This is a genomic window from Massilia sp. GER05 (genome assembly GCF_052056005.1).
Classification (GTDB): Bacteria; Pseudomonadota; Gammaproteobacteria; order Burkholderiales; family Burkholderiaceae_D; genus Telluria; species Telluria orientalis.
In genome coordinates, this window is the sequence record NZ_CP178858.1 from 4,067,864 (window position 1) to 4,090,467 (window position 22,604).

18 protein-coding genes and 1 pseudogene are annotated in these 22,604 nt (G+C 69.2%); 14 read left to right on the forward strand and 5 right to left on the reverse strand.

The window, feature by feature from the left end; genetic code table 11:
• Nucleotides 1-15: 15 nt before the first annotated feature.
• The 3 genes from ACL58G_RS18130 to ACL58G_RS18140 form a co-directional block, all read right to left on the reverse strand.
• A complete protein-coding gene (locus tag ACL58G_RS18130) occupies nucleotides 16-897 on the reverse strand; it encodes a nucleoside hydrolase (RefSeq protein ID WP_440962686.1) in 882 nt (293 codons plus the stop codon).
• Nucleotides 894-4,241 carry a glycosyl hydrolase gene (locus ACL58G_RS18135; protein ID WP_440962687.1) on the reverse strand — a complete coding sequence of 1,116 codons (3,348 nt, stop codon included), beginning with the start codon at nucleotides 4,239-4,241 and terminating at the stop codon, nucleotides 894-896. Before ACL58G_RS18135 ends, ACL58G_RS18130 begins: the two co-directional genes overlap by 4 nt.
• An 80-nt stretch (nucleotides 4,242-4,321) precedes the next feature.
• Nucleotides 4,322-6,631, reverse strand: a complete 2,310-nt coding sequence (locus tag ACL58G_RS18140) for a TonB-dependent receptor (RefSeq protein ID WP_440962688.1) — start codon at nucleotides 6,629-6,631, stop codon at nucleotides 4,322-4,324.
• A 238-nt stretch (nucleotides 6,632-6,869) separates the two neighbouring features.
• On the opposite strand from ACL58G_RS18140, the gene ACL58G_RS18145 reads away from it, so the two are divergent.
• The 11 genes from ACL58G_RS18145 to ACL58G_RS18195 all read left to right on the forward strand — a co-directional run bounded on the left by ACL58G_RS18145 (nucleotide 6,870) and on the right by ACL58G_RS18195 (nucleotide 17,764).
• Nucleotides 6,870-8,015 (forward strand): MFS transporter, encoded by a 1,146-nt coding sequence (locus ACL58G_RS18145; RefSeq protein ID WP_440962689.1) that lies wholly within the window; start codon nucleotides 6,870-6,872, stop codon nucleotides 8,013-8,015.
• The gene (locus ACL58G_RS18150) at nucleotides 8,012-8,446 is read left to right on the forward strand and encodes a GlcG/HbpS family heme-binding protein (protein ID WP_440962690.1); all 435 of its coding nucleotides are present in this window, start codon (nucleotides 8,012-8,014) and stop codon (nucleotides 8,444-8,446) included. Before ACL58G_RS18145 ends, ACL58G_RS18150 begins: the two co-directional genes overlap by 4 nt.
• Entirely contained in the window at nucleotides 8,443-9,462 is a 1,020-nt protein-coding gene (locus ACL58G_RS18155) for an amidohydrolase family protein (RefSeq protein ID WP_440962691.1), read from the forward strand. Before ACL58G_RS18150 ends, ACL58G_RS18155 begins: the two co-directional genes overlap by 4 nt.
• Before the next feature lie 12 nt (nucleotides 9,463-9,474).
• On the forward strand, nucleotides 9,475-10,368 hold the full coding sequence (locus ACL58G_RS18160) for a VOC family protein (RefSeq protein ID WP_413385875.1): 894 nt from the start codon (nucleotides 9,475-9,477) through the stop codon (nucleotides 10,366-10,368).
• Between the two features lie 9 nt (nucleotides 10,369-10,377).
• Nucleotides 10,378-11,241: a fumarylacetoacetate hydrolase family protein gene (locus tag ACL58G_RS18165; protein ID WP_440962692.1), complete on the forward strand. Its 864-nt coding sequence runs from the start codon at nucleotides 10,378-10,380 to the stop codon at nucleotides 11,239-11,241.
• Complete coding sequence (locus ACL58G_RS18170) at nucleotides 11,238-12,794, forward strand: bifunctional 3-(3-hydroxy-phenyl)propionate/3-hydroxycinnamic acid hydroxylase (protein WP_440962693.1); 1,557 nt, start codon at nucleotides 11,238-11,240, stop codon at nucleotides 12,792-12,794. The genes ACL58G_RS18165 and ACL58G_RS18170 overlap by 4 nt, the downstream gene beginning before the upstream one ends.
• 20 nt (nucleotides 12,795-12,814) lie before the next feature.
• On the forward strand, nucleotides 12,815-14,152 hold the full coding sequence (locus ACL58G_RS18175) for a glycoside hydrolase family 1 protein (RefSeq protein WP_440962694.1): 1,338 nt from the start codon (nucleotides 12,815-12,817) through the stop codon (nucleotides 14,150-14,152).
• Between the two features lie 94 nt (nucleotides 14,153-14,246).
• Nucleotides 14,247-15,488, forward strand: coding sequence for an amidohydrolase family protein (locus ACL58G_RS18180; RefSeq protein ID WP_440962695.1), 1,242 nt, complete (start codon nucleotides 14,247-14,249; stop codon nucleotides 15,486-15,488).
• A 9-nt stretch (nucleotides 15,489-15,497) separates the two neighbouring features.
• On the forward strand, nucleotides 15,498-16,403 hold the full coding sequence (locus ACL58G_RS18185) for an alpha/beta hydrolase (RefSeq protein ID WP_440962696.1): 906 nt from the start codon (nucleotides 15,498-15,500) through the stop codon (nucleotides 16,401-16,403).
• A gap of 51 nt (nucleotides 16,404-16,454) precedes the next feature.
• Entirely contained in the window at nucleotides 16,455-17,429 is a 975-nt protein-coding gene (locus tag ACL58G_RS18190; protein WP_413385881.1) for a LysR family transcriptional regulator, read from the forward strand.
• Between the two features lie 35 nt (nucleotides 17,430-17,464).
• Nucleotides 17,465-17,764, forward strand: a complete 300-nt coding sequence (locus ACL58G_RS18195; protein ID WP_259449296.1) for an antibiotic biosynthesis monooxygenase family protein — start codon at nucleotides 17,465-17,467, stop codon at nucleotides 17,762-17,764.
• A gap of 6 nt (nucleotides 17,765-17,770) precedes the next feature.
• Here the strand turns inward: ACL58G_RS18195 and ACL58G_RS18200 are convergent, their stop codons facing one another.
• A complete protein-coding gene (locus tag ACL58G_RS18200; protein WP_440962697.1) occupies nucleotides 17,771-18,586 on the reverse strand; it encodes an IclR family transcriptional regulator domain-containing protein in 816 nt (271 codons plus the stop codon).
• 120 nt (nucleotides 18,587-18,706) lie between these two features.
• Between ACL58G_RS18200 and ACL58G_RS18205 the strand changes: the two genes are divergently transcribed.
• The 3 genes and pseudogenes from ACL58G_RS18205 to pcaF all read left to right on the forward strand — a co-directional run bounded on the left by ACL58G_RS18205 (nucleotide 18,707) and on the right by pcaF (nucleotide 21,248).
• Entirely contained in the window at nucleotides 18,707-19,372 is a 666-nt protein-coding gene (locus ACL58G_RS18205; RefSeq protein ID WP_440962698.1) for a 3-oxoacid CoA-transferase subunit A, read from the forward strand.
• A pseudogene (locus ACL58G_RS18210) lies at nucleotides 19,369-20,017 on the forward strand (CoA transferase subunit B). The gene ACL58G_RS18205 and the pseudogene ACL58G_RS18210 overlap by 4 nt, the downstream one beginning before the upstream one ends.
• Before the next feature lie 13 nt (nucleotides 20,018-20,030).
• Complete coding sequence (gene pcaF / locus ACL58G_RS18215; protein WP_440962699.1) at nucleotides 20,031-21,248, forward strand: 3-oxoadipyl-CoA thiolase; 1,218 nt, start codon at nucleotides 20,031-20,033, stop codon at nucleotides 21,246-21,248.
• 219 nt (nucleotides 21,249-21,467) lie between these two features.
• Here pcaF and ACL58G_RS18220 read toward each other — a convergent pair whose 3' ends face one another.
• On the reverse strand, nucleotides 21,468-22,595 hold the full coding sequence (locus ACL58G_RS18220; RefSeq protein ID WP_440962700.1) for an alpha/beta hydrolase-fold protein: 1,128 nt from the start codon (nucleotides 22,593-22,595) through the stop codon (nucleotides 21,468-21,470).
• Nucleotides 22,596-22,604 lie beyond the last annotated feature (9 nt).

The following is a 22,604-nucleotide window of genomic DNA, read 5'->3' on the forward strand; positions in this document are numbered from 1 at the left end:
GCCCTGTCGTTGGCGTCAGGCGCGTCTTGCGTGCGCCCGCAGCAGGGCGGTGAAATCGGCGAAGTTGAGTTGCGGGTCGAGCGAATGCGCCATGCGGATCTCGCGGCCCCCGACCGTGCGCGTGGTGAAGGGCGTCGCGGCGGGATCGAACGCCGTCGCGGTAACGAGGGGACTGTCGCCGAACGTCAGCGTTCCGCCGAGGCGCACGAACGGCGGCAGGTGGCGGTACTGGTCGACGAGCCAGCGCGCGAGCGGCGACACCGGCGCGACCTCGGCATTCAGGATCGCGACCGATACCTGGAAGCGCCGGTATTCCTCGGCGGGGATCTGCAGGACCGGAATCCGCGTTTCCTCGAGCACGAAGCGGGCCGCGGCGACGTCGGTCGCCAGGTTGTATTCGGCGCCGTCGTCCCCGGCAGCCGTCCCGCCGATCCACACGAGGCGCATGCGTCCCGCGATCGCCGGCTGCAGGCGCAGCGCGGCCGCCACGTTCGTCAGCGGACCGCCGCACGCGAGGACGAGCGGCAGCGGATCGTCGCGCAGGGCCGCGTCGACGATCGCCTGCGCGGCGCCGTCCGCCACGACCGGCGGACGCAGGCCGGGCCCGGCCAGCCGCAGCAGCGCGCGTGCGCGCCGCGCCCCGTTCTGCGCCGTGCGCTCCGGATCGAGACCGGCCATGCGCGCCAGCCTGGGGTCCAGCGCCGACGCCGTCACGAGCACGGTGCGCGTCGCCGGTGCCAGCAACTGGTGCGCCAGCGCGACGAGGCCGTCCGGATCGCCGGCGAAGTCGTTGTCGACGATGACGCGGGCCAGAGGACGCTGGACGATGCCCGGCCGGCCCAGGGCCTGCGCGAGCGGGAGGGCCGCGAGGCAGCCCAGCAGGTGGCGCCGCTTCACTGGCGCACCTTCAGCGTGACGGGCCCGATCAGGCCGGACGGCCGCAGCGGCGCGTCGGCCTTGTACGTGGGCGCGGTCGTGAACGTGACCTTCGTGGCGCCCGGTTGCGCGTCGCCGATCAGGCGGTTCACCCACAGGTTGGCGACGCGGACCTCGACCGTGTTGGCGCCGGCCGCGACGAGGTTGCCCACGTCGACTTCGTACGGCGGCTTCCACGCAATGCCCGCGGGCTTGCCGTTGACGAGGACTTGCGCGACGTCGCCGACCTGCCCCAGGTCGAGCTTGAGCGGCGCGCCCGGCGTCACCCCAGCCGGCAGCGTGAAGGTGTGCGTATAGACCGACGTTCCCGAGAAGTACCTGACTTGCGGATCGGCGCTGGCGGCGAGCGACCCGGTCGTGCCGTGCGTGACCGCGGCCGGCGCCGCGAGGCCGTCGAAGCGGATCGCCCAGTCCCCGGCCAGCGTGGCGGCCTCGGACCACGACGGGGTCTTGATGGTGACGGCCGGCGCGGCGGCTGGCCGGCGGAACACGACGAACACGGAATCGTTCGCGCCCAGCGCCAGCGGCACGACGGTCGCGCCCCGGTCCGTACGGTAGCTCGCGGGTTCCGTACGGCCCGTGTCCGCATGCCAGAATTCGGCCGCCTTGCCGCGCACGTTGAAGCGGGCTTCCGTGTTCACGGTCTTGCCGGAACGGTTGGTGACGAAGTACACGTCGCCGTCGGCCAGCTTGCGGTGGACGAACAGCAGCGGCGTATCGGTGCCCCGGACGCTGAAGTCCGGCTTCCGGCCGGCCTGCGCCAGCGCGGCTTCCACGTCGCGGCCGGCAACGACGCGGCCCTTGCCGACGCGGGTGACGGGCGCGCCGCTCCACATCTGCCTGACGAGCGACGCGAACGCGGCCGGATCGTCGGCCAGGCCGGGCGTGGCGACGGGCGCGGTGCCGACGATCGTCGCGCCCTGCGCCGCCAGCGCGTGCAGCCGGCGCAGCGTGGCGACGGTCATGCGCGCGCTCGACCCGCCCAGGTACAGCACGCGGTAGCGCGCGCCGCTGGCCGACACGAGGTCGCCGTCCTTCACCGACAGCCGCTGCACCAGGGCGTCCGCGTTGACGAAGTCGTAGGCGTAGCGGCGCGGTGCGTCCGCCGGCTGGCCGTGCTTGTACAGTGCGACGAGCGGTGCTTCCTCGCCGTAGAAATAGGCGACGTCCGCGTAGAAACGGCCCTGCTGCAGCATCCAGCTGCTGCGCGCCATGTAGTCGACCCATGGCCGCGCCATGCCGGCCCACGTTTCGTTGCGGTTGAAATACTGGCCGAAGATGGCCAGCGACAGGCCGGGCTTCTGGTCGTCGCCCAGCGGCTGGTGCACCGACGTGTGGATGACCGGGAGATTCACGCCGCTGGCGAATTCCATGTCGATCATCGGGCGCAGGTCGCTCGGCGCGAACGCCCACGGCGCCATCGCGCTCGTCATGGATTCCGCGGCGACGAGGTTCTGGCCGTAGACGTGCGACACCGAGGCGGCGCCGCGCATGTCGGCGACCGCGGTCGGGTTGGGGCCGAACTCGGGGCGGTACGTCCACATCGCGGCCATCGGGACGTTCGCGTGGCTGCGCATCGCCATGTCGTCGCCCAGCGTGACGCGCGCGCTTTCCAGCGCTTCGCCGTACACCTTCAGGCCGTGTTCGCGCGCGACGGCCGCCACGGTGCCATAGTGTTCGCCGGCCATCAGGTCGGCGAGGGTGCGGCGCCAGTCGTACAGGAAGGCGTCGGTGCGGGCGCGGGTGCCGATGACGACGCCCGTCAGCGCCGGCAGCCACGGGCGCGCGTCGTAGCCGCGCAGGCGCTGGAACTGTTCCAGCAGGCGCGGCGTCCAGTTCGACGATCCGACTTCGATCGAGTCCGTCACGATGGCGCGCACGCCTTGCGCGCCGACGAGGTCCTTGCCGGCCGCCTGCTCGTACTTTGCCAGATAGGTGTCCAGGTAGCGTCGCACCGCGTCGCCGTCGTACTTGTCGACCTCGAGGCCCGTCGCTTCCTTCGTGGCCGGGTGGTTTTCGGTCCCCGTGAGCGACCACGCGAGGCGCACGATCTTCCAGGTCCCGGGCGGCGGCGTCCAGTCCAGCGTGCCGTCGGCGCGCACCTTGCCGGTGAGGTCGACGATGGCGGCCGGATCGACGCCGGCCTCGCGCGGGTCGAGACCCGCGTCCAGCGCGAAATAGTCGTCGGCCGTCGCGAAGCCGGCCTTGGCCTCGAACTGATTGACCTTCGGCTCGCCCGACAGGACCAGTTGCGCGAGGCGCAGTCCCTTCGCCTGGCCGATCGCGCCGAACGGCCCCGTGTCGGCGCCCGCCACGGGCATGAACTGGGGATTCGGCACGGGCGGCTTCGCGGCGACCACGACGCGGAAACGGGCCGCCGTCACCGGCGCGAACCCGGCGCTGGCGGGCACCCCGGCCAGCGCCAGGTCCGCGACCTTGCGCCAGCTCGTCCCGTCGGCGCTCGCTTCCAGCGCGGCCTGGTACGCCGAGCCCTCGAACATCGATCCCGCGCCCGGCGCGAAGATCGTGGCGGAGCGGATGGTCTGGGGTGTCGGATAGTCCAACGTGACGATGACCGGGCGGTCGGCCGTGGGCGCCGCGAGTTCGGCCGCCGCCTCTTCGGTCGCCGCCGCCAGCTTGCGCGCGTCGAGGGCCAGGTCGCCGGCGCGGATGGCAGGGAGCGGGAGTGCGGCCGCGTCGGCCGGATACGCATAGACGGCGATGTCGCCGCCCGTGCGCGCGAGCGCCGCGGGGCTCGGCCGCTGGCCCATGATGTCGGGCTGGACGAACAGGTCCTGGAACGGTCCCGTCGTGCGCGGCGCGGCGGGCAGGGGCAATGCCGGCGGCTTGCCGCCGTCGACGGTCATCTCGCTCCATACCAGCTTCTTCATGCCGTCCTCCGGCCGTACCCACGGGCCGCCCGTCTCGCTCCAGCCGGGCGACGCGGCGATGCCGAACTCCAGGCCATGGCGTTCCGCCTCCTGCGCGGCGAAGCGGAACGCGTCCGCCCATTCGGGACTCATGTACGGCAGGCGCTTCGGCACCAGTTGGGGCGTCATCATCTCGGCGTCGAAGTTCTGCAGGCCGCCGAGGCCCGACTTCGCCATCCAGTCGATGTCCTTGGCGATGCCGTCCTTGGTGATGTTCCCGTTCAGCCAGTGCCACCACACGCGGGGGCGGGCGCTTTGCGGGGGATTGTCGAAGCCGGATGCGACCGGGTCGGCGGCCGCCCATGCGGGTGCGGACAGGCAGGCGAGGGCGGCGGCGACGGCGATCAGGCGCAGGGGTTGAATGTGTGCGGACATGGCGTGGTTCGTCGTGGGTCTTCCATCAATGGGAACGCGGCCGGACGCCGGGCGTCGCGGCCGCGCGGGTCATCATGCGGTCAGAAACGGTAGTCCAGCGTCACGCCGACGCGGCGGAACGAATTCTCGCCGAGGCTGTAGGCGAAGCCGGAGCCAGCGCCCTTGCCGGGCAGCGGGTAGATGATGGCGTTCGGCACGCGCTTGTCGCCCAGGTTGCGGTCGTACACCTCGATGCCCCATTTGTCGTCAGGGGAACGCAGCGCGACGCGCAGCGACGCGGTGGAATGGCCGCCGTACGCGCATTCGGCGTCGAGCGAATTGCAGAGCCGCACGCGGCTCTTGTAGACGATGTCGCCGCCCAGCTTGAGTTCATAGTCGCCCGGCAGCGTCCAGCTGTAGTCGCCGTTCAGCGTCGCCTTGTTGCGCGGCGAGTACAGCAGGCGCTGGCCGCCGACGTTGGTGTTGTCGAACGTGAAACCGCCCGGGTACGCGGTGTCGAGGATCATCGCGACCGAGAGACCCAGCTGCAGTTCCGGCAGCGGACGCGCGCGGATGTCGGCCTCGACACCCTTGCTCGTCACGCTCGGCACGTTCAGCGGGATGCAGGAGAGAGCGCCGACGGCCGTCAGGGTGCAGTTCTGCTCCTGGAAATCCTTGATCTTCGTGTGGAACGCGGCCACGTCCACGTCCAGGCGGCGGTTCAGGAACGACATCTTCGAGCCCACTTCGACGCTGGTCGGCAGTTCGGGCCTGACGATGTTGCCGGCGAAGCTGCCGGGCGCCGTCGCGACGTTGATCGGGGTGTCGTTGTCGACCTGCGGGCCCTTGTAGCCGCGGCTCAGGGTCGCATACAGGTTGGTGGTCTTCGACAGCGCGTGCTGCAGGCCGATCTTGCCGGACACGTTGGATTGCCGTGCGCTGCCGCTGGCCGCCTTGACCGTGGCCGGCAACGTGAAGCCGTCGAACGCCACGACGCTGGACTGGGACTCGTCCGCCTTGACGGTGTCGCGGGTGAAGCGCAGGCCGGCGATGATGCCGGTGGCGTCGGTCACGTGGTAGGTCGCCTGGCCGAACAGGGCCTTCGTGGTCAGGCGCGCGTGCTGGACCGCGTCGGTCGCGATCGAGCGCGGCAGGGGCGGCGACGGCAGGAAGGTGCTCGGCAGGATCGCCGTCGTGGAATCCTTGAAGTTGTTCGAATCGGCGTAGAACAGGCCGCCGACATATTCGAGCTGCCGCTTGCCCGGCGACGCGATGCGCAACTCCTGCGAGAACTGGCGGGCATCCTGGTGCGGGGTGAAGTTGTAGACCTTGTCGTAAGTGTTCGACATGCCGATGTTGACGCTGTCCGGGCCCTGCTTGCGCGTGCGGTAGGCGGTGATCGACGTCAGCGTGTCGCCGCTGCCCAGGGTCCAGTCGACCTGGCCGGACAGGCCGCGTACCCGGGTGTGCTGGATTTCCGCGCCGTCCGGGCAGACCTGGTTGTTGGTCTTCGAGACCGTCACGCCGCACGATGCGAATTCCGCGGCCGGGTGGTGGTCGCCCGCCGTGTTGGTGGCGTAGGCCACCGACGGCGCGAAGAACACGGCGTTCTCGTTGCGCTGGTTCGACGCGTCCGCGATCAGGTTGACCGCCACGTCGCGGTTCGGCTTGAGCAGGTAGCGCAGGCGCGCGCCGCCGTTGGTCGTGACGCTGTCCTTGTCCGTGAGGACGTTGTGGTAGACGCCCTTGTTACGCTCGCCGACCGCGGAGATGCGCAGCGCCGAGATGTCGTTCAGCGGGACGTTGCCGGTGGCGCGCAGGGCTTCGCCATGCTTGCCCTTGAACTCGAACTGCACGCTGCCGCCATGGTCGCCGATGATCGGCTCCTGGGTCGACATATTGAGGACGCCGGCCGACGCGTTCTTGCCGAACAGCGTGCCCTGCGGGCCACGCAGCACTTCGACGCGTGCCAGGTCGAACATCAGGCCGCTGGCGGTGGCGCCCTGCGGTACGCCGTCGACGACGACGCCCACCGAGCTCTCGGCCGATTGCGTGAACACGGCGGTGCCGATGCCGCGGATCGACGCGCTGCCGCCCGCGCCGCCGGTCGACTGGTCGCCGAATTCGAGCGATGCGGCCGTCTTGGCGAGGTCGCCGATGTCCTTGACGCCGGCGCGCTCCAGCTGCGCGGCGTTGACGACCGTAATGGCAACGGGGACTTCCTTGATGCTCTGGCTGCGCTTTTGCGCGGTGACGACGACGGTCTCGATGCCTTTCTCGATCTTCGCCGCGGCTACCGGGCTGGCGCCGCTGTCGCCGGTCTGGGCGTGGGCCGGGTTCCAGATCGCGGCCAGGCTCATGGACAGGATGGTCAGCGAACCGATCGCCGACGGAGTACGGGGTGCGTGCATGTTGTCTCCTAGTGTGGCCAGTCGATGCCGGCCATGTTGTATTCAGGCGAATCGAGTATAGGTACGGTCCTCGGCCATTCCAAAGCCGTATTCCGTGATACCTGCTATCGACGTTGGCGGGTGATGATCAAATGGCTGATCGATCGGATTCGCTGATACGTCCTATCGAAACTCTGGTCTTCGGGATGCCCGCGCGCGCTGCTATCGTTTTCATACAAAAAAAGCGAGGAGACATCCCATGCACACTTCCCCCGAGGCGGGCCGCGGCCGCGCCGCGCTCATGCTGTGCCATTTCGCTGGCATGGTCGACCTGGTCGCGCTGCCCGTGTGGGTCGGCACGCTCGCCCAGCATCACGGTTTCGATCTTGAACACGCGGGCATGATCGTCACGGCGTTCCTGCTGGGCGCGGTCGGCGCGAGCCTCGTGGCGGCGCCGCTGTATATAAGGTTGCCGCGCGCCGCCTGCGCATTCGGCGGCTACGCCATCGCGGCGCTGGCCTTTCTCGCCGCGTCGCGGGTGGCCGGTTTCGGCGCGCTCGTGCTGCTCCACCTCGTCGCCGGCATCGCGACGGGCACCGCCTTGTCGGTCACGCACGGCACCATCGGCCGCAGCGCCAATCCGCACCGGCTGTTCGCCATGGCCGGGACGGCGCTGGGCATCGGTGCGGTGATCTTCTATGCCGCCGTGCCACCCGCCGTCGCCGCGCATGGCGGGCCGGCACTGTTCCTCGTGTTCGCCGGCCTGATGGGCGCGGCGGCGCTGGCGTGTGCTTTCGGTTTTCCGAATGTTGCGACCGGCGGTCGTGCGCCGTTGGCGGCGCCGCTGCCCCGCGCGGCCTGGTGCGCGATCCTCGGCGTGGGCTGCCTGGCGCTGAACCAGGCGCTCACGTTCAGCATGCTGGACCGCATCGGCGTACTGCGCGGCTTCGGGCAGGACAAGGTGAACGGCGTGCTCGTCGTGTGCGGCCTCGTCAACCTGCTGCCGGCCGCCGTCGCCGGCATGCTGCAGAAGCGCCTCAATCCCGTGCGGGTGGCCATCGTCGCCGCGCCGCTGCAGGCCGCGCTGGCGCTCGTCGTCACGCTGTCCGCCGACTTCCTGCCGTATGCGCTGGCCGGCGCCATCTACCCCGCCGTGCTGATCTTCACCCACACCTTCCTGTTCGGGCTGATCGCCCGGCTGGACCCGAGCGGCCGCGCGCTCGCATCAACGCCCGCGATGATGATGACCGGTTCCGCGATCGGCCCCGCGCTGGCCGGCTCGGTCGCGATGCGTGCCGGTTTCGGCGGACAGGCGCTGCTCGCGGTGCTGGTCGGTACCGCCGCCACACTGTGCTTCGCCCTCGTCGCGCGCCGCGCCCACCCATCACTGAAGGAGGCAACTTGAACCCAACCGCCCAACTGACCCTGGCCCGCGCGAACGCGATCCTCGAAGCCGCCGTCGCGGCCGCGCGTGCCGACGGCCTGCCGCCGGTGGCCGTCGCCGTGCTCGACGCATCCGGCCACCTGGTCGCCGCGCAGCGTGAAGACGGTGCCACACCGCTGCGCGTCGACATCGCCATCGGCAAGGCCTACGCGGCCGCCGGCATGGGCGTCGCCAGCCGCGTGCTGCACCAGCGCGCGCAGGACAACCCCGTGTTCTTCAACGCGCTCGCATCGTCCAGCCAGGGCCGCTTTATTCCGCAGGCCGGCGCCGTCGCGATCCGCGCCGCGGACGGCACCTTGCTGGGTGCAGTCGGCGCGAGCGGCGGGACCGGTGCGCAGGACGAGGCGATCTGCGCGGCGGGCGTGAACGCGGCGGGACTGGTGGCCGCATGAGGGAAACGCATACCCCAGGCTGCGCGTGCGGGATCGACGTGCACGCGCACGTAATTCCGCACGACCTGCCGCGCTACGTGGGCAACCGCCTGCCGCCCGACTGGCCGTCGATGGCGCCGGCGCATGCGTGCCACCGCCACGTCGTCATCCAGGGCAGCGTGTACCGCACCGTGTCCGAGCGCGCGTGGAGCGCCAGCCGCCGCATCGAGGACATGGAGACGATGGGGCTCGCCGTGCAGGCCATCTCGCCGATGCCGGAACTGCTGTCGTACTGGATGGAGCCGCACGCCGCGGCCCAGCTGCTGCGCTACATGAACGAACAGATCGCGAACATGGCCGCGCTGTCCGGCGGACGCCTCGTCGGCATGGGCGCCGTGCCGCTGCAAGACCTCGACCTCGCGCTGGCGGAACTGGACCACGTCGCCGACAAGCTCGGTTTCAAGGCCATCGAAGTGGGCAGCAATATCAACGGCAAGGCGATCGGCAGCCCGGAATTCGAGCCGTTCTTCGCCGCGTGCGCGGAGAAGGGCGTCGCCGTGTTCGTGCATGCGTTGAAACCGGCCGGCGCCGACCGCCTCGTCGGCCCGGACAAGCTGCTGCCCGCGCTCGCGTATCCGACCGACGTGGGCCTGGCCGCCGCTTCCGTGCTGACCTCGAACCTGATCGGCCGGCATCCGGATTTGAAAATCGCGTTCAGCCACGGCGGCGGCACGCTCGCGTCGCTGCTGCCGCGCCTCGAACAGGCACGCCAGGTGTTTCCCGCGCTACGCGACACGATGCCGGAGAGCCCGTCGGACCAGGCGCGCCGGTTGTTCTACGACACGCTCGTGTTCGATGCGCCCACGCTGCGCCACCTGCTCGACCGCTTCGGCGCCTCGCAACTGATGATCGGCACGGATTACCCGTTCGCTTTCCACGACGCGCGCCCCGTCGACAGCATCGCCGCGGCCGTGGTCGATGCGGACGTGCGCGCCCAACTCGTCACCCATAACGCGGCCCGTTTCCTCGGGCTTTAACAAGGAGTCAACATGCCCGCATCCCCCGCCGGCCAGCTGCGCAGCATCGCCATCGGCGTCACCGACCTCGATGCCGCCGAGCGCTTTTACAACGATACGTGGCATTTGCAGACCGTTGCGAAGACCGCGGATGCCGTCTACCTTCGCGGTGCCGGCCCGTTCCACCACATCCTCGCGCTGCACCGCGGCGACAAGCCCGATGTCCGCAACGTGACGTTCAGCGTGGCGGCGCGCGCCGATCTCGATGCCATCGCGGCGCGCACGCCGGCGGCGGGCGGCAGCGTGCTGTCCGGACCTGCCGACGTCGACGAGCCGGGCGGCGGCACGGCCGTCATGATCGCGGACCCGCAGGGGCGCATCCTGCGCTTCGTGCACGGCGACGAGCGCCAGGCGGCGAACACGCACGCCGACGCTCCGAGCCGCATCACGCACGTCGTGTTCAACAGCGCGGACGTGGCCGCGGCCCAGCGCTTTTACGAAGAGGCGCTCGGCTTCCGGCTGTCCGACCGCACGAAGATCATGGCCTTCATGCGCTGCAACAGCGACCACCACAGCATCGCACTTGCGGACAGCAATGCGGACACGCTGAACCACATCGCTTTCGTCATGCCGGACCTGGACGCCGTCATGCGTGGCGCCGGCCGCATGCGCGACGCCGGCTGGCCCATCGAATGGGGCGTCGGCCGCCATGGCCCGGGCAACAACGTCTTTGCCTACTTCGTCGGCCCGGACGATTTCGTCATCGAATACACGGCCGACGTGCTGCAGGTCGACGACTCGTACAAAGTCGGCGGGCCGTCCGACTGGCAATGGCCGCCGGGCCGCTTCGACCAGTGGGGCGTGTCGCAGCCGCCGTCGGACCGAATCAAGCAGGCGCAGAGAACCATCCGATTCATCGAACAATAAGGAGCAGCAGTGAAATTCATCACCTACCGCAACGGTAAAGAAAACCGCCTGGCCGTCGTCGACGGCGACCAGATCGTCGATATCAACCGCGCCGTGCCGGAGGTCTCCGCCGACGTACGCGCCGCGCTCGCGGACGGCGTGGATCTCGTCGCGTCCGGCCGCCGCGCGCTCGATTCGACCGCCGAGCGCCAGCCGCTGGCCGCCGTCGCGCTGGCGCCCGTCGTGCCGGAACCCGGCAAGACGGTCTGCCTCGGCCTGAACTACTACGACCACGCCGCCGAGAGCGGCCGCGAGAAGCCCGTGTACCCGTGGTTCTTCCTGCGCGGGACGACATCGCTGCTGGCGCATGGCGAAGCGTCGCCGCGCCCGCGCGTGTCGGAAAAATTCGACTACGAGGCCGAGCTGGCCGTCGTCATCGGCAAGCGCGCCCGCCACGTCAGGCGCGAGGATGCGCTGGACCATGTGTTCGGCTACGCGTGCTTCAACGACATCTCCGTGCGCGATTATCAAAAGCGCACGCCGCAGTGGACCATCGGGAAGAACTTCGACCGCACGGGCGCGCTGGGTCCCGTGCTCGTCTCCGCCGACGAACTGCCGGCCGGCGGCGTGGGCCTGTCGATCCAGTCGCGCCTGAACGGCCAGGTCATGCAGGACGCGAACACGAAGGACATGATCTGGGACGTGGCCGAGACCATCGCGCTGCTGACCGAATGCCTGACCCTGGAGCCGGGCGACGTGATCGCGATGGGCACGCCGGCCGGCGTCGGCCAGTCGCGCACGCCGCCAGTGTGGATGAAGGCGGGCGACACGATCGAGGTCGAGATCGAGGGCGTGGGCCTGCTCGTCAACACGATCGAGGACGAGCAGCCATGAACGGCGAGTATGACGTCGTCGTCGTCGGTTTCGGCCCGTCCGGCGCCGTCGCGGCCGCGCTGCTGGGCCAGGCCGGCGTGCGCACGCTCGTCGTGGACCGCAGCATTGACGTCTATCCGAAGCCGCGCGCCATCGCCCTCGACCACGAGATCATGCGCGTGTTCCAGAATCTCGGCCTCGCGGATGCCGTGTCGCCGCACTGCGAGCCGTTCACGCCGTCCGAGTACTACGGCGTCGACGGGCGCCTGATCAAGCGTCTCGCCACCGTGGAACCGCCGTACCCGCTGGGGCACACGCCGTCGATGGTGTTCACGCAGCCGCCCGTGGAAGCGGCGCTGCGCCGCCACGTGCAGGCGCTGCCCGCCGTCGACGTCGTGCTGGGCCGGCGCTTCACCGGCGTCGAGCAGGATGCGATTGGTACCACCGTGCACTTCGACGAGGGCTCGGTGCGCGCCCGCTACGTGATCGGCTGCGACGGCGCCTCGAGCTCCGTGCGCGACGCCATCGGCATCAGGCTGGAAGATCTCGAGTTCGACGAACCGTGGCTGGTCGTCGACGTGCAGGTCAACGAGAGGGGCCTCGCCAAGCTGCCGTCGACCAGCGTGCAGTATTGCGAACCGGCGCGGCCGTGCACGTACGTGATCGGACCGGGCAACCACCGCCGCTGGGAAATCTCGCTGCTGCCGGGCGAGGATCCCGCATACATGGCGACGGAGGAGGGCGCGTGGAGCGTGCTGCAAAGGTGGATCGGCCCGGACGACGCGACCCTGTGGCGCCAGGCCAGCTACCGCTTCCATGCGCTGGTGGCGCGCGAGTGGCGCGCGGGCCGCGTGTTCATCGCGGGCGACGCCGCGCACCAGCAGCCGCCATTCCTGGGACAGGGCATGTGCCAGGGGATTCGCGACGTCGTCAACCTCGCGTGGAAGCTGCGCGCGGTGCTGGGCGGCGACGCGCCGGACAGCCTGCTCGACACTTACACGGTGGAGCGCCGCGAACACGTGCGCCGGCTCACCACGCGCATCAAGGAGATCGGCGCCGTCATCTGCGAACGCGATCCCGCCCGTGCGCAGGCTCGCGACACGGCCCTGATCGACGCGGCCGGCGGCACCATCCGCACCGTGCCGCGCCAGGACATCATCCCGCCGCTGATGGAAGGTCTGCTGGCGTCCGGCGGATACATCGGCTCGGGCACGGGCACGCTGTTCCCGCAGCCGCGCGTGAACGGACCCGCCGGGCCGGCGCTGCTGGACGAGCTGGCGGGCACCGGCTGGCGCATCGTGACCGACTTGCGCACCGCGCAGCTGCCGCCTGGCCTGCTCGCGCTGGCGGAGCGCGTCGGCATGTTGATCAGCATTCCGTCCGACACCGCCGGCTTTTCGAGCGGGCCGCACCGCATGCAGGCGGATGAACTGGACGGCGTGTTGGCGCGCTGGTTCGCGCGCCACGGCTGCCATGCGGCCGTCGTCCGGCCGGACCACTACGTGTACGGTGTCGCGAGCGACGGTGCGGGACTGTACGACCTCGTCGCCGGACTCACGAATACCTTGCAATAAACCATAACAAAGGAGACAACATGAATCACGATGCACGCCGCCGTACTCTGCTTGGACTGGGCACGGCACTCGCCGGCGCCGCGCTGCTACCTTCGGTCGCAAGCGCAGCCACCGCGCGGGGAACGTTCCCCAAAGGCTTCCTGTGGGGCGCCGCCATCGCGGGCCACCAGGCGGAAGGCGACAACGTCGCGAGCGACGCATGGCTGCTGGAAAACATCCAGCCGACGGAGTTCAAGGAGCCGTCGGGTTCCGCCGTGGATCACTACCGCCTGTACGACCAGGACATCGCGACCTTGGCAAGCCTCGGCCTGAACACGTTCCGCTTCTCGATCGAGTGGGCGCGCGTGGAGCCCGTCGAGGGGATGTTCTCGGTGGCCGCGCTGGAGCATTACCGCGACGTGCTGCAATCTTGCCGCAGGCACAAGGTGAAGGCAATGGTCAGCTTCAACCACTTCGTCACGCCCGCATGGTTCGCGGCGCGCGGCGGCTGGGAGGCGGACGGTTCGGCGCAGCTGTACGCCCGCTATTGCGACAAGGTCGCGCGCCACCTGGGTGACCTGATCGACATTGCGACCACGTTCAACGAGCCGAACCTGCCGCGCCTGTTGTTCGGCATTCCCGGACCGCTGTCCGGCATGGCCGACAACCCGCGCATGAAGGAAATGCTGGCGAAGGCCGGCCAGCTGGCGGGCACGGGTAAATGGTCGTCGTGGATCTTCGGCGATTTCGCGAAGATCGAGGCCGGCCTGCTGAAGGGCCATGCGGCGGGTTACCAGGCCATCAAGGCCGTGCGCCCGCAACTGCCCGTCGGCTTCTCGATCGCGATCGCGGACGACCAGGCCGTCGACGGCGGCGAGGCCATGCGTGACCGCAAGCGCGCCATCGCGTACGAGCCGTGGTTCCGCGCGATCGCCGAACACGGGGATTTCATCGGCGTACAGACCTATACGCGCGAATTGATCGGGCCCGACGGCGTGCGGCCGCCGCCGAAGGATGCGACGTTCACGTCGGCGCACATGGAGTATTACCCCGAAGCGCTAGAGGCGACGATCCGCTATACGGCGCAGCACGTGAAAGTTCCGATCTACGTGACGGAAAATGGCATGTCGACGGACGACGACACGCAGCGCATCGCCTACATCCGCACGGCCGTGGGTGGGGTCGCGAACTGTCTCAAGGACGGCATTCCCGTCAAGAGCTACATCCACTGGTCGCTGCTCGACAACTTCGAGTGGATCTTCGGCTACGGGCCGCACTACGGGCTGATCGGCGTCGACCGCGCGACGATGAAGCGCACGGTGAAACCGAGCGCGCGCGTGCTCGGAAAGATCGCGCAGGCGAACGGCGTTTCGGCATGAAAGGGCGATAGCAGGTATCGCCAAAATGGGCTTTGGCCGGATGGGGTCCGGCCGCTACGCTAAGCCTATCGAATGAACTACAGGGAGACAAAACGTGGGCGGTATCATTTTTGAAAACGTAAGGATCTTCGACGGCAGCCAGATGCGCCCGGGGACCGGCGCGGTGCGCGTGGAGGGCAACCGCATCGCCGAAGTGGCGGACGGTACGCGCTGCATCGCGCCGCTTGCCGGCGACCGCGTCATCGACGGCAAGCAGGGCACCTTGATGCCAGGCCTCGTCGAAGCGCATGCGCATCTGTCGTGGCCCAGCTCCGTCGAGCGCTTCGTGCCCGGCATGGCATTGCCGCCGGAAGACCTCGTGCTGACGACGGCCCGCAACGCGCGCATCCTGCTCGACCACGGCTTCACGAGCGCCTATTCGGCCGGGGCGCTCTCCAAGTCCGTCGAGACGGTGCTGAACACCTTCATCACGAGCGGCGGCATGCCGGGGCCCCGGCTCGTCGCGTCGTCGATCGAGCGCGAGCCGCCGACCATCGAGGAACTCGACCCGGGCAAGGTCGCGGAGCACGGCCGCGGGCCCGACGCCGTGCGCGCCTTCGTGAAGGACTGCGCCTCCATCGGCGCCAAGTCCGTCAAGTTCCTGCTGTCCGGCGAGGATGCGCTGAAACCGGGCGCATCGCAACAGCTGATGTACACGCAGGAAGAGGCCGATGCGGCCGGCGAGCAGGCGCGCGAATCCGGCGTGTGGCTCGCATGTCACGCGCAAGCGTCCGACGCCGTCAAGATGGGCCTGCGCGCCGGTTTCCGCGTGCTGTACCACTGCACGTACGCCGACGAGGACGCGCTGGACATGCTCGAAGCGCGCCGCGACGACGTCTTCATCGCGCCGGCCATCGGCATCATCCAGGCGACCCTGGACGCCGCGCCGCCGCCGCACTTCGACATGAGCCACATGAAGAAAAGCGCGGCCGAGGTGCTGGACCTGCAGAGAAAGCTCGTGCCGGAACTGCGCCGGCGCGGCCTGCGCGTGCTGCCGGGCGGCGACTACGGCTTCCCGTTCAACCCGAACGGCCGCAACGCGCGCGACCTGGAATTGTTCGTGAACCTGCTGGGCTATACGCCGGAAGAGGCGCTGTCCGCCGCGACCCTGCTGGGCGGCGAGTTGATGGGCATGGGCGACGAGCTGGGACAGGTGAAACCCGGCTTCCTCGCCGACCTGCTGCTAGTCGACGGCGATCCGACGCAGAACGTGACGATCCTGCAGGACCGCAAGCGCCTGCGCGCCATCATGAAGGATGGGCGCTTCCACAAGGATCCGGCGCTGGCCGCGCTGTAAGGAGGTCGAATGACGTTGAGCGACAAGCATCGGGAGATCCTGCGTGCAGTCCGCGCGGCCGGCCCCGTGATCGATCCGCCGGCCGCGAAGGCCCTGTATGCGCCCCTGCTGGCGGACATGCCGCGCGGCGCGGAACCGCTGCGCGACATCGTCTACGGCGTCGACGAGCGTCACCGGCTGGACGTGTACCCGGCCGTCGGCGCAACGGGGCCGGCGCCCGTCGTCGTGTTCCTGCACGGCGGAGGCTTCATTCGTGGCGACAAGGCGGACCGGGAAGCCGTCGGCCACTATTTTTCCCGGCACGGCGTCGCGGCCGTGTTGCCGAATTACCGGCTCGGCCCGCGCCACCGGTGGCCGGCCGGGGCCGAGGACGTGTCGTCGGTACTGGCCTGGGCGCGGGCCAACGTCGCGCAGTACGGCGGCGATCCCGATCACATCGTGCTCGCGGGTGAATCGGCCGGCGCGGCGCACGTGGCGGCGGCCACCCTCATCAAACGCTTCCACCCGGCCGAAGGCCTGAAGATCGCGGGCGCGTTCCTCGCGTCGGGCGTGTACAACGCCGAGCTGGAATTCCTGGCACGGGCGCAGCTTGGCATCGCGACGCCGGATCCGCGCAACGAGGCCTACTTCGGCACGGATTTCGCGGCGTACCGCGCGATGTCGACCGTGGAGCTGGTCGATGCGGCACCGTTCCCGCTCGCGATCACGTATGCGGAACTGGACCCGATCCAGATGCAGGCGCAGGCGGGCGAGTTGTTCGCGCGGCTCGTCACGCGCCACGGTTTCCAGCCGCGAATCGGGGTCGTCGCGAGCCACAATCACCTCAGCCAGGTCTATGCGATCAACAGCGGCGACGACGCGCTGGCCGCGCCCTTGCTGGCCTTTGTGCGTGACAGGCGCATGAAAACTCCATAAAGTAAAGGATCAAACGGCCGCACGAGCCATACGATAACAAGGAGACAACCGATGCGTTTCAACCGCCTGGACCTGAACCTGCTGCTGGCGCTCGACGCGCTGCTGGAGGAACAGAACATCACCCGCGCGGCGGCGCGCGTGAACGTCAGCCAATCCGCGATGAGCGGCATGCTGGCGCGCCTGCGCGAATTCTTCGAAGACGATTTATTGGCCGCCGTCGGCCGCAACATGGAGCTGACGGTGCTGGGGCGCCAGCTCGTCGGGCCGGTGCGCGACCTGATCCTGCACGTGCACGCGACGGTCGGCATTCGCGTGTCTTTCGATCCGGCGCGCGAGACGCGCTGCATGAAGATCATGGTGTCCGATTATGCGACCGAGGTCTTCCTGAACCAAGTGGTGGCGCGCGTGCTGCGCGACGCGCCCAACATGACGTTGGAACTGGTGCCGCTCGCGGACGACGCGGCGGAAAAGCTGCGCCGCGGCGAAAACGACTTCCTCATCATCCCGCGCAACTTTCTCGACCCCGAGCATCCGCAGCGCACGCTGTTCGAAGACCATTACTGCGCCGTGATCTGGGAAGGAAACACGCATGTCGGCGACGTCCTCGACGCCGCCACGTACGAGCGCCTCTCGCATATCGCGCCGATGCTGGGCCGTCCCCGCTCGCCGACGATGGAGGAGTTGCTGCTGCAGGCGCAGGGCGTCAAGCGCCGCATCCGCGTGATCACCAGCGATTTCTACAGCATGGCGACGGCGCTCGTCGGCACGGATCTCGTCGCGACGATGCACACGCGCCTCGCGCTCGCGTGCGCGCGCCGGCTGCCGATCCGCGTGCTGCCGCTGCCGTACGAGCTGCCGCCGCTGGCGGAATGCCTGCAATGGCACCGCTTCCAGGAAAACGACCCGTGCCACATCTGGCTGCGCGGCGTGATGCTGGAGATCGCGCGCGGCCTGTCGACCAATGCCGAGCTGCCGATGGCGCCGTTCAGCTTCAACGCCATCGAGACGGCGCGCGGAGTGGCATAATCGTCGTCACCCCAACCTCCACCGAAAGGAAGCATATGGTCGTCGAAAGCGCCGAAATCCTGGTCAAGGCCGGCATGGAAGAACAATTCGAGGCAGGCGTGCGCGCCGCCGCGCCGCTGTTCCAGCGGGCCCGCGGCTGTACAAGCATGCGCCTGCAGCGGGGCGTGGAGAATCCGCGCGCCTACCGCCTGCTCGTGGACTGGAACACGGTCGAGGACCACATGGTCCACTTCCGCGAGAGCGACGATTTCCAGGAATGGCGCCGCCTCGTCGGCCACTGCTTCGACGGCGCGCCGGTGGTCACGCACTACGCGGCGGCCGTCGACGGCTTCTGACAGCCGTCAGGGCAGCAGCATCGCGAGTTCCTGCGCGCCGTGGCGCAGCACCGGCAGGAACTCTTCCACCATGCGCTCCGGCGTCACGCGCGCCGCGTGCGCACCCACGTTCAGCGCCGCCAGCACGCGGCCCGACGCGCCGCGCACCGGCACGGCGATCGAGCGCAATCCCATTTCCAGTTCTTCGTTGTTGACGGCATAGCCGTCGCGGCGCACCTGCGCGAGGATGTCGCGCAGCTTGCCGGCATCCGTCACCGTGCGTTCCGTCATCGGCATCAACGTCGTGCGCGCGAGATAGGCGTCCAGCTCGTCCTGCGGCAGGTGCGCCAGGAGTACCCGGCCCAGCGAGCTGCAATACGCCGGCAGGCGGCTGCCGGCGGCGAGCGAGACCGACATCACGCGCGACGTCGCCGCGCGCGCCACGTACAGCACCTGGTCTTCTTCCAGCACGGCGAGCGAGCTCGATTCGCCGAGCGCCTTGCTGACGCCGTTCAGGCACGGTTGCGCGGCGGCCGTCAGCGGCGTCGACGACAGATACGAATACCCCAGGGTCAGCACTTTCGGGCGCAGGCTGAAATTGTTCAGTTCCGCATCCACGTAGCCGAGCTGGCGCAGCGTGTGCAGGCAGCGGCGCACGGCCGCGCGCGGGATGCCCGTCTGCTGGCTGATCTGGGCGATGGTCTGCGGCTTGCGCGAGTCGGCGAACGCGCGCAGCACGGCGAGGCCGCGCGCGAGCGACGTCATGAAGTCGGGATCGGCGAGGGCGTCGATCTCTTCCGCGATGGTGAGCGGGGCGGCTGGGGTGGATGGTGTGGATGACATGCCGGGATTTTAATCGATGAAAGGAAGCGCTTGACTGGCGGCGCGGCCGAGGCGTACACTTTTTGTGCGGTAGACGAGCATGTGTTCGATAATCGCACATCAGAGACAAGGTGACAACCCATGATCGACAAAACCTGTGACTCGCTGGAGCGGGCCGTGGCCGACATCCACGACGGCGCCACCGTCATGATCGGCGGCTTCGGCAACGCCGGCATGCCGTCCGCGCTCATCGACGCGCTGATCGCCCACGGCGCCCGCGAGCTGACCATCGTGAACAACAACGCCGGCAACGGCGACACGGGCCTGGCCGCCCTCATCAAGGAAAAGCGCGTGAAGAAGATCGTGTGCTCGTTCCCGCGCCAAGCCGATTCCTGGCATTTCGACGCGCTGTACCGCGCCGGCGAGATCGAGCTGGAACTGACGCCGCAGGGCAACCTGGCCGAGCGCATCCGCGCCGCCGGCGCCGGCATCGGCGGCTTCTTCACGCCCACCGGCTACGGCACCCTGCTGGCCGAGGGCAAGGAAACCCGCGTCATCGACGGCAGGCACTATGTGTTCGAGACCCCGATCCACGCCGATTTCGCGCTGATCAAGGCCCTGCGCGGCGACCGCTGGGGCAATCTCGTGTACCGCAAGACCGCTCGCAACTTCGGTCCGATCATGGCGATGGCCGCAAAGACCACCATTGCGCAGGTCGCCGAGATCGTGCCGCTCGGCGAACTCGATCCGGAAGCGATCGTCACCCCCGGCATCTTCGTCCAGCGCGTCGTCAAGGAGGCCGCATGAACACCCGATACACCCGCGACCAGATGGCCGCGCGCGTCGCGCAAGACATCCCGGAAGGCGCCTACGTCAACCTGGGCATCGGCCTGCCCACGAAGGTCGCCAACTACCTGCCGGCGGAGAAGGAGATCTTCCTGCACAGCGAGAACGGCCTGCTCGGCATGGGGCCGGCGCCCGCTCCGGGCGAGGAAGACGAGGACCTGATCAACGCCGGCAAGCAGCCGGTGACCTTGCTGACGGGCGGCGCCTATTTCCACCACGCGGACTCGTTCGCGATGATGCGCGGCGGCCACCTGGACATCTGCGTGCTGGGCGCCTTCCAGGTGTCGCACACGGGCGACCTGGCCAACTGGCACACGGGCGCGCCGGACGCGATTCCCGCCGTCGGCGGCGCCATGGACCTCGCGATCGGTGCGAAGCAGGTGTTCGTCATGATGGAACACCAGAACGAAGACGGGCGAAAGCAAGATCGTCGAGCGCTGCACGTATCCGCTGACGGGCATCGGCTGCGTCAGCCGCATCTACACCGATCTCGCCGTGCTGGACGTCACGCCCGAGGGCCTGCGCGTGCGCGAGATGGCGCCGGGCCTGACCCTGGCCGACCTGCAGGCCGTCACCGCCGCGCCGCTGCTGGCGCCCAACGCATAACAGGAGAATGACCATGACCGATGCATTTATCGTCGACGCCATCCGCACCCCCATCGGCCGCTACGGCGGCGCATTGAAGGACGTGCGCGCGGACGACCTGGGCGCCATCCCCATCCGCGAACTCATGCGCCGCAATCCGGACGTCGACTGGTCCGCCGTCGACGACGTGATCTACGGCTGCGCCAACCAGGCCGGCGAGGACAATCGCAACGTGGCGCGCATGGCCGCGCTGCTGGCCGGCTTGCCGCAAGAGGTTCCAGGCTCCACCGTGAACCGCCTGTGCGGTTCGGGCCTGGATGCCGTCGGCAGTGCCGCGCGCGCCATCAAGAGCGGCGAGGCGCGCCTGATGATCGCGGGCGGCGTCGAGTCGATGACGCGCGCGCCGTTCGTGATGGGCAAGGCGGAATCCGCGTTCTCCCGCAACGCGAACATCTACGACACGACGATCGGCTGGCGCTTCCCGAACCCGCTGATGCACAAGCTGTACGGCACGGATGCGATGCCGGAGACGGCGGAAAACGTGGCCGACGACTACAGGATTTCGCGCGCGGACCAGGACGCGTTCGCGCTCGCCAGCCAGGCGAAGGCGGCCCGTGCGCAACAGGACGGGACGTTCGAGCAGGAGATCGTGCCCGTGCCGATCCCTCAAAAGAAGGGTGATCCGGTGCGATTCGCGCGGGACGAGCACCCGCGCGAGACGAGCCTGGAAACGCTGGCGAAGCTGAAACCGGTCGTGCGCCCGGATGGCACGGTCACTGCCGGTAACGCATCCGGTGTGAACGACGGCGCGTGCGCGCTGCTGCTGGCGAATGCGCAAGCGGCCGCGCAGTACGGCTTGACACCGCGCGCCCGCATCGTGGGCATGGCGACGGCCGGCGTGGCGCCCCGCGTGATGGGCATCGGCCCCGCGCCCGCCGTGCGGAAGCTGCTGGCGCAGACGGGCATGACGCTGGACCAGTTCGACGTGATCGAGCTGAACGAAGCGTTCGCGGCGCAGGGCCTCGCCGTGCTGCGCCTGCTCGGCCTGCGCGACGACGACCCGCGCGTGAATCCGAACGGCGGCGCGATCGCCCTCGGCCATCCGCTCGGGATGAGTGGCGCGCGGCTCGTCACCGCGGCCACGTACCAGCTGGAGCGGACCGGCGGCCGCTTTGCCCTGTGCACGATGTGCATCGGCGTGGGGCAGGGCATCGCGCTCGCGATCGAGCGTGTGCAGGCATCGCCCCGGTAGGGTGGGCACCCCGTGCCCACGCGTGGGCGGAGGCCGCCCACCCTACCCACGACGTGCCTCGGCGTGGGCAGGGGATCGCGCTCGCGATCGAGCGTGTGCAGGCATCGCCCCGGTAGGGTGGGCACCCCGTGCCCACGCGTGGGCGGAGGCCGCCCACCCTACCCACGACGTGCCTCAGCGTGGGCAGGGGATCGCGCTCGCGATCAGGCGCGTTCAAGATCAGTCGCGGAACAGCAAAGGCGCGAAGCGGGCCAGGTACGACCGCCAGTTGGCGTACGTGTGCCCGCCTTCCGTTTCGAGTTCCTGGTAGCGCATGCCGTGCGCGGCGAACATCCTGAGCATCGCCTTCGAATTGTCGCGGGCGATGTCGGTCTTGCCGTAGCCGACCCACATCAGGCGTTCCGTCTTCGCGGCCTTGTCCATGTCCTTGCCGTGCAGGCGCTCGACGTCGGGCCGCATTTCGGGGAACCACCCGGAGCTGAAGATGCCCACCCACGGGAACTTGTCGACGTACGCCAGTGCGATGTTGCCGGTCTGGACCCCGCCCATCGACAGGCCCGCGATTGCCCGGTCGCGGGCGCGCGGCGACGCCGCGTAATGCGATTCCACGTACGGGATGATGGTTTCCACCAGGTCGCGCGTGAACGGGTCGTTGTGCACGTCCGCGCTCATCGCGGTCATCGCGCCGGCGATGCTGCCGTCGGCCGACGGCACGTGCCCGGCCGGCATCACGACGATCATCGGCTTTGCCTTGCCCGCGGCGATGAGGTTGTCCAGGATGAAGCCGGCGCGTCCGACCGTGCTCCAGTTCTCGTCCGAGTCGCCGCCGCCGTGCAGCAGGTACAGCACGGGATACGGGCCCTTGGCGGGCGCGTACCCGGGCGGCGTGTACACGTGCATCCGGCGCGGCACCGGGAACACCGGGCTGCGGTAATGCACGACGGCGACGGCACCGTGCGGCACCGGCTGCGCGTCCTCGACGGCGATCCCGGGCACGTGCAGCAGGCTTTGCACGCGCGTCTGGCTGCGCGTCGCTTCCGTGTTGCGCGGGTCGACGACGTCGACGCCGCCCACGCGGAACGTGTAGCGATAGGTGCCCGGCGCGATGCCCGGTACGGCCAGCGACCAGACGCCGTCCGCCCCCTTCGCCAGCGGCATCGCTTTTCCGTACTCGAGCATTTCGCCCGTCAGCTGCACGGCGTCCGCGTCGGGCGCATACACGCTGAACACGGCCCGGCCGTCCGCTACCCGCGGCGAGACGAGCGTGTCGTTCGGCGAGGCCGCGTGCGCCAGGGTGACCGGCAGCAGCGCCGCGGCGAGGAGGGTGCGTATGGGTTGTCGAAGCATGAGGGTCTC

Excerpts from the sequence above, each read along its gene's own strand:
- ACL58G_RS18135 (WP_440962687.1), bottom strand. The coding sequence starts at position 4,241 with ATGTCCGCACACATTCAACCCCTGCGCCTGATCGCCGTCGCCGCCGCC.
- ACL58G_RS18140 (WP_440962688.1), bottom strand. The coding sequence starts at position 6,631 with ATGCACGCACCCCGTACTCCGTCGGCGATCGGTTCGCTGACCATCCTG.
- ACL58G_RS18145 (WP_440962689.1), top strand. The coding sequence starts at position 6,870 with ATGCACACTTCCCCCGAGGCGGGCCGCGGCCGCGCCGCGCTCATGCTG.
- ACL58G_RS18155 (WP_440962691.1), top strand. The coding sequence starts at position 8,443 with ATGAGGGAAACGCATACCCCAGGCTGCGCGTGCGGGATCGACGTGCAC.
- ACL58G_RS18160 (WP_413385875.1), top strand. The coding sequence starts at position 9,475 with ATGCCCGCATCCCCCGCCGGCCAGCTGCGCAGCATCGCCATCGGCGTC.
- ACL58G_RS18170 (WP_440962693.1), top strand. The coding sequence starts at position 11,238 with ATGAACGGCGAGTATGACGTCGTCGTCGTCGGTTTCGGCCCGTCCGGC.
- ACL58G_RS18175 (WP_440962694.1), top strand. The coding sequence starts at position 12,815 with ATGAATCACGATGCACGCCGCCGTACTCTGCTTGGACTGGGCACGGCA.
- ACL58G_RS18185 (WP_440962696.1), top strand. The coding sequence starts at position 15,498 with ATGACGTTGAGCGACAAGCATCGGGAGATCCTGCGTGCAGTCCGCGCG.
- ACL58G_RS18190 (WP_413385881.1), top strand. The coding sequence starts at position 16,455 with ATGCGTTTCAACCGCCTGGACCTGAACCTGCTGCTGGCGCTCGACGCG.
- ACL58G_RS18195 (WP_259449296.1), top strand. The coding sequence starts at position 17,465 with ATGGTCGTCGAAAGCGCCGAAATCCTGGTCAAGGCCGGCATGGAAGAA.
- ACL58G_RS18200 (WP_440962697.1), bottom strand. The coding sequence starts at position 18,586 with ATGTCATCCACACCATCCACCCCAGCCGCCCCGCTCACCATCGCGGAA.
- ACL58G_RS18205 (WP_440962698.1), top strand. The coding sequence starts at position 18,707 with ATGATCGACAAAACCTGTGACTCGCTGGAGCGGGCCGTGGCCGACATC.
- pcaF (WP_440962699.1), top strand. The coding sequence starts at position 20,031 with ATGACCGATGCATTTATCGTCGACGCCATCCGCACCCCCATCGGCCGC.
- ACL58G_RS18220 (WP_440962700.1), bottom strand. The coding sequence starts at position 22,595 with ATGCTTCGACAACCCATACGCACCCTCCTCGCCGCGGCGCTGCTGCCG.